General features: G+C 57.5%; 3 rRNA genes. All 3 read left to right on the plus strand.

Features of this window, described 5'->3' with window-relative positions:
- Positions 1-154: 154 nt before the first annotated feature.
- The 3 genes from Vlu01_RS27225 (at position 155) to rrf (ending at position 5371) form a co-directional block, all read left to right on the plus strand.
- Positions 155-1669 (plus strand): 16S ribosomal RNA (locus Vlu01_RS27225).
- A 377-nt stretch (positions 1670-2046) separates the two neighbouring features.
- Positions 2047-5159: ribosomal RNA gene (locus tag Vlu01_RS27230) — 23S ribosomal RNA — on the plus strand.
- 95 nt (positions 5160-5254) lie between these two features.
- Positions 5255-5371, plus strand: a 5S ribosomal RNA gene (gene rrf / locus Vlu01_RS27235).
- The 16S, 23S and 5S rRNA genes sit together here, the layout of an rRNA operon.
- Position 5372: the final 1 nt, after the last annotated feature.

Here is a 5372-nt window from a genome sequence, read left to right on the forward strand (position 1 = left end):
GGTGTGTGGTTGTTCTTTGAGAACTCAACAGGGTGCTTGATAAGCCAGTGCCAAGTTTTGATTTCTGGGCTGGCCGGATGTTGTGTCTGGTTGGTTTGGATTCCTTTGGCAACAATTTTTGTTTGTTGCTGGGATGGATTGTTCAACAGGGTTTTTGTTGGAGAGTTTGATCCTGGCTCAGGACGAACGCTGGCGGCGTGCTTAACACATGCAAGTCGAGCGGAAAGGCCCTTCGGGGTACTCGAGCGGCGAACGGGTGAGTAACACGTGAGCAACCTGCCCTAGGCTTTGGGATAACCCTCGGAAACGGGGGCTAATACCGGATATTCACTTGCGGACGCATGTTTGTGGGTGGAAAGTTTTTCGGCTTGGGATGGGCTCGCGGCCTATCAGCTTGTTGGTGGGGTGATGGCCTACCAAGGCGACGACGGGTAGCCGGCCTGAGAGGGCGACCGGCCACACTGGGACTGAGACACGGCCCAGACTCCTACGGGAGGCAGCAGTGGGGAATATTGCACAATGGGCGGAAGCCTGATGCAGCGACGCCGCGTGAGGGATGACGGCCTTCGGGTTGTAAACCTCTTTCAGCAGGGACGAAGCGCAAGTGACGGTACCTGCAGAAGAAGCGCCGGCCAACTACGTGCCAGCAGCCGCGGTAAGACGTAGGGCGCGAGCGTTGTCCGGATTTATTGGGCGTAAAGAGCTCGTAGGCGGCTTGTCGCGTCGACTGTGAAAACCCACAGCTCAACTGTGGGCTTGCAGTCGATACGGGCAGGCTAGAGTTCGGTAGGGGAGACTGGAATTCCTGGTGTAGCGGTGAAATGCGCAGATATCAGGAGGAACACCGGTGGCGAAGGCGGGTCTCTGGGCCGAAACTGACGCTGAGGAGCGAAAGCGTGGGGAGCGAACAGGATTAGATACCCTGGTAGTCCACGCTGTAAACGTTGGGCGCTAGGTGTGGGGGGCCTCTCCGGTTCTCTGTGCCGCAGCTAACGCATTAAGCGCCCCGCCTGGGGAGTACGGCCGCAAGGCTAAAACTCAAAGGAATTGACGGGGGCCCGCACAAGCGGCGGAGCATGCGGATTAATTCGATGCAACGCGAAGAACCTTACCTGGGTTTGACATCGCCGGAAATCTCACAGAGATGTGGGGTCCTTCGGGGCCGGTGACAGGTGGTGCATGGCTGTCGTCAGCTCGTGTCGTGAGATGTTGGGTTAAGTCCCGCAACGAGCGCAACCCTCGTCCCATGTTGCCAGCAATTCGGTTGGGGACTCATGGGAGACTGCCGGGGTCAACTCGGAGGAAGGTGGGGATGACGTCAAGTCATCATGCCCCTTATGTCCAGGGCTTCACGCATGCTACAATGGCCGGTACAATGGGCTGCGATACCGTGAGGTGGAGCGAATCCCAAAAAGCCGGTCTCAGTTCGGATCGGGGTCTGCAACTCGACCCCGTGAAGTCGGAGTCGCTAGTAATCGCAGATCAGCAACGCTGCGGTGAATACGTTCCCGGGCCTTGTACACACCGCCCGTCACGTCACGAAAGTCGGCAACACCCGAAGCCGGTGGCCCAACCCTTGTGGAGGGAGCCGTCGAAGGTGGGGCTGGCGATTGGGACGAAGTCGTAACAAGGTAGCCGTACCGGAAGGTGCGGCTGGATCACCTCCTTTCTAAGGAGCACCATCCAGCGAAGGCTGGTATGGAGCCCGTGCTGCCCGAGTGTGGTGGTGGGGTGCTCGATTGGCGGAGACACTGGTGAGTTTTCTTCTGGCAACGGCCGGGATTTTCCTAGTACAGCTGTCCTTCGGGGTGGTGGGAACGGGGTTCTGGTGCGGCTGGGGAGGGCGTGTAGCACCCTGTTGGGTCCTGAAGGAACAACCCGTGTGGTTGTCTTTCAGTGCCGATGTTCGAGGTGATGCCTCGGGTCGGTGCCAGGCATGGCCTGGCCTCGCATACCGGATGCCTGTGTGGTGTTGCTGGTGTGGGGTTGTGTGGTTGTGGGTTGGTTGTTTGTTGAGAATTGCACAGTGGACGCGAGCATCTTTGTGGTCAAGTTGTCAAGGGCGAACGGTGGATGCCTTGGCACCAGGAGCCGATGAAGGACGTGGGAGGCCGCGATAGGCCTGGGGGAGCTGTCAACCGAGCTGTGATCCCAGGGTGTCCGAATGGGGTAACCCGGCATCAGTCATGTGGTGTCACCTGCACCTGAACTCATAGGGTGTGTGGAGGGAACGCGGGGAAGTGAAACATCTCAGTACCCGTAGGAAGAGAAAACAATAGTGATTCCGTGAGTAGTGGCGAGCGAAAGCGGATTGAGGCTAAACCGGTTGCGTGTGATACCTGTCAGGGGTTGCGTGGTCGGGGTTGTGGGACCCTGCGAAACGAGCTGACACTCGTTTGAGGAGTGATAAAGCCAGTTGTTAGCTGAATGGTCTGGAAAGGCTGACCGTAGACGGTGATAGTCCGGTAGGTTAAAGCAGCTGGTCTTCTGTGGGTGTTCCCGAGTAGCGGCGGACTCCTGAAATCTGCCGTGAATCTGCCAGGACCACCTGGTAAGCCTAAATACTTCCTGGTGACCGATAGCGGACGAGTACCGTGAGGGAATGGTGAAAAGTACCCCGGGAGGGGAGTGAAATAGTACCTGAAACCGTTCGCCTACAATCCGTCGGAGCCTTTAGGGGTGACGGCGTGCCTTTTGAAGAATGAGCCTGCGAGTTAGTGGCATGTGGCGAGGTTAACCCGTGTGGGGGAGCCGTAGCGAAAGCGAGTCTGAAGAGGGCGTTTGAGTCGCATGTTCTAGACCCGAAGCGGAGTGATCTAGCCATGGGCAGGCTGAAGCGCGGGTAAGACCGTGTGGAGGGCCGAACCCACCAACGTTGAAAAGTTGGGGGATGACCTGTGGTTAGGGGTGAAAGGCCAATCAAACTCCGTGATAGCTGGTTCTCCCCGAAATGCATTTAGGTGCAGCGTCGTGTGTTTCTTGCCGGAGGTAGAGCACTGGATGGTCTAGGGGGCCTACAAGCTTACCGAAATCAGCCAAACTCCGAATGCCGGTAAGTGAGAGCGCGGCAGTGAGACTGCGGGGGATAAGCTTCGTAGTCGAGAGGGAAACAGCCCAGATCACCAGCTAAGGCCCCTAAGCGTGTGCTAAGTGGAAAAGGATGTGGGGTCGCATAGACAACCAGGAGGTTGGCTTAGAAGCAGCCATCCTTTAAAGAGTGCGTAATAGCTCACTGGTCAAGTGGTTCCGCGCCGACAATGTAGCGGGGCTCAAGCACACCGCCGAAGCTGTGGCATTCACACAGAGCCCGGTGTTTTGCCTTCGGGTGGGACATCCAGGTGTGTGGGTGGGTAGGGGAGCGTCGTGCCGGGGGTGAAGCAGCCGAGTGATCGAGTTGTGGACGCGGCACGAGTGAGAATGCAGGCATGAGTAGCGAAAGAAGGGTGAGAAACCCTTCCGCCGGATGACCAAGGGTTCCAGGGCCAGGTTAATCCGCCCTGGGTGAGTCGGGACCTAAGGCGAGGCCGAGAGGCGTAGTCGATGGACAACGGGTTGATATTCCCGTACCCGCGAAGGAGCGCCCGTGATGAACCTCGTTGTGCTAACCATCCGAACCGGCCGAGACCTTCGGGTCGAGGTTGGGGAGCGTGGGAACCTGGCGGGTAGTAGTCAAGCGATGGGGTGACGCAGGAAGGTAGCTGAGCCCGGCCGGTGGTTGTGCCGGGGTAAGCGTGTAGGCCGACGTGTAGGCAAATCCGCACGTCATGGGGCTGAGACGTGATGCCGAGCCGATTCAGGTGAAGTCAGTGATCCTATGCTGCCGAGAAAAGCCTCTAGCGAGTTCTGAGCGGCCCGTACCCCAAACCGACACAGGTGGTCAGGTAGAGAATACCGAGGCGATCGGGCGAACTGTGGTTAAGGAACTCGGCAAATTGCCCCCGTAACTTAGGGAGAAGGGGGGCCGGAGACGTGAAGCCCCGCGCGGGTGGAGCGTTGTATGGCCGCAGAGAGCAGGGGGAAGCGACTGTTTACTAAAAACACAGGTCCATGCGAAGAAGTAATTCGATGTATATGGACTGACGCCTGCCCGGTGCTGGAACGTTAAGGGGACCTGTTAGCTCTTTCGGGGGCGAAGCGGAGAACTTAAGCGCCAGTAAACGGCGGTGGTAACTATAACCATCCTAAGGTAGCGAAATTCCTTGTCGGGTAAGTTCCGACCTGCACGAATGGCGTAACGACTTCCCCACTGTCTCAACCACAGGCCCGGCGAAATTGCAGTACGAGTAAAGATGCTCGTTACGCGCGGCAGGACGGAAAGACCCCGGGACCTTTACTATAGCTTGACATTGGTATTTGAGTTGGCTTGTGTAGGATAGGTGGGAGCCGGTGAAGCTCATACGCCAGTATGGGTGGAGGCAATCTTGAAATACCACTCTGGTTGATTCGGGTATCTAACTTCGGACCGTTATCCGGTTCAGGGACAGTGTCTGGTGGGTAGTTTAACTGGGGCGGTTGCCTCCTAAAGGGTAACGGAGGCGCCCAAAGGTTCCCTCAGCCTGGTTGGCAATCAGGTGTTGAGTGCAAGTACACAAGGGAGCTTGACTGTGAGACTGACGGGTCGAGCAGGGACGAAAGTCGGGACTAGTGATCCGGCACTTGCGTGTGGAAGCGGTGTCGCTCAACGGATAAAAGGTACCCCGGGGATAACAGGCTGATCTTCCCCAAGAGTCCATATCGACGGGATGGTTTGGCACCTCGATGTCGGCTCGTCGCATCCTGGGGCTGTAGCAGGTCCCAAGGGTTGGGCTGTTCGCCCATTAAAGCGGTACGCGAGCTGGGTTTAGAACGTCGTGAGACAGTTCGGTCCCTATCCGCCGTGCGCGTAGGATACTTGAGAAGGGCTGTCCCTAGTACGAGAGGACCGGGACGGACGAACCTCTGGTGTGCCAGTTGTCCCGCCAGGGGCACGGCTGGTTAGCTACGTTCGGAAGGGATAACCGCTGAAAGCATCTAAGCGGGAAGCCTGCTTCAAGATGAGGTATCCCACCCACCTTTGGTGGGGTAAGGCCCCCAGCTAGACGACTGGGTTGATAGGCCGGAAATGTAAGCCCGGTAACGGGTTCAGTTGACCGGTACTAATAGGCCGAGGACTTGCTCACAAAGATCCTGCTCGCGTCCACTGTGTAACTCACAACAAACAAACAACATCCCAACAATGTGTTGGTGTTGGTGTTGTTTGACATGTTGATAAGGTTACGGCGGTCATGGCGGAGGGGAAACGCCCGGTCTCATTCCGAACCCGGAAGCTAAGCCCTCCAGCGCCGATGGTACTGCACCCGGGAGGGTGTGGGAGAGTAGGACACCGCCGGACA

The organism is Micromonospora lutea, from assembly GCF_016863535.1.
Lineage (GTDB): Bacteria > Actinomycetota > Actinomycetes > Mycobacteriales > Micromonosporaceae > Micromonospora > Micromonospora lutea.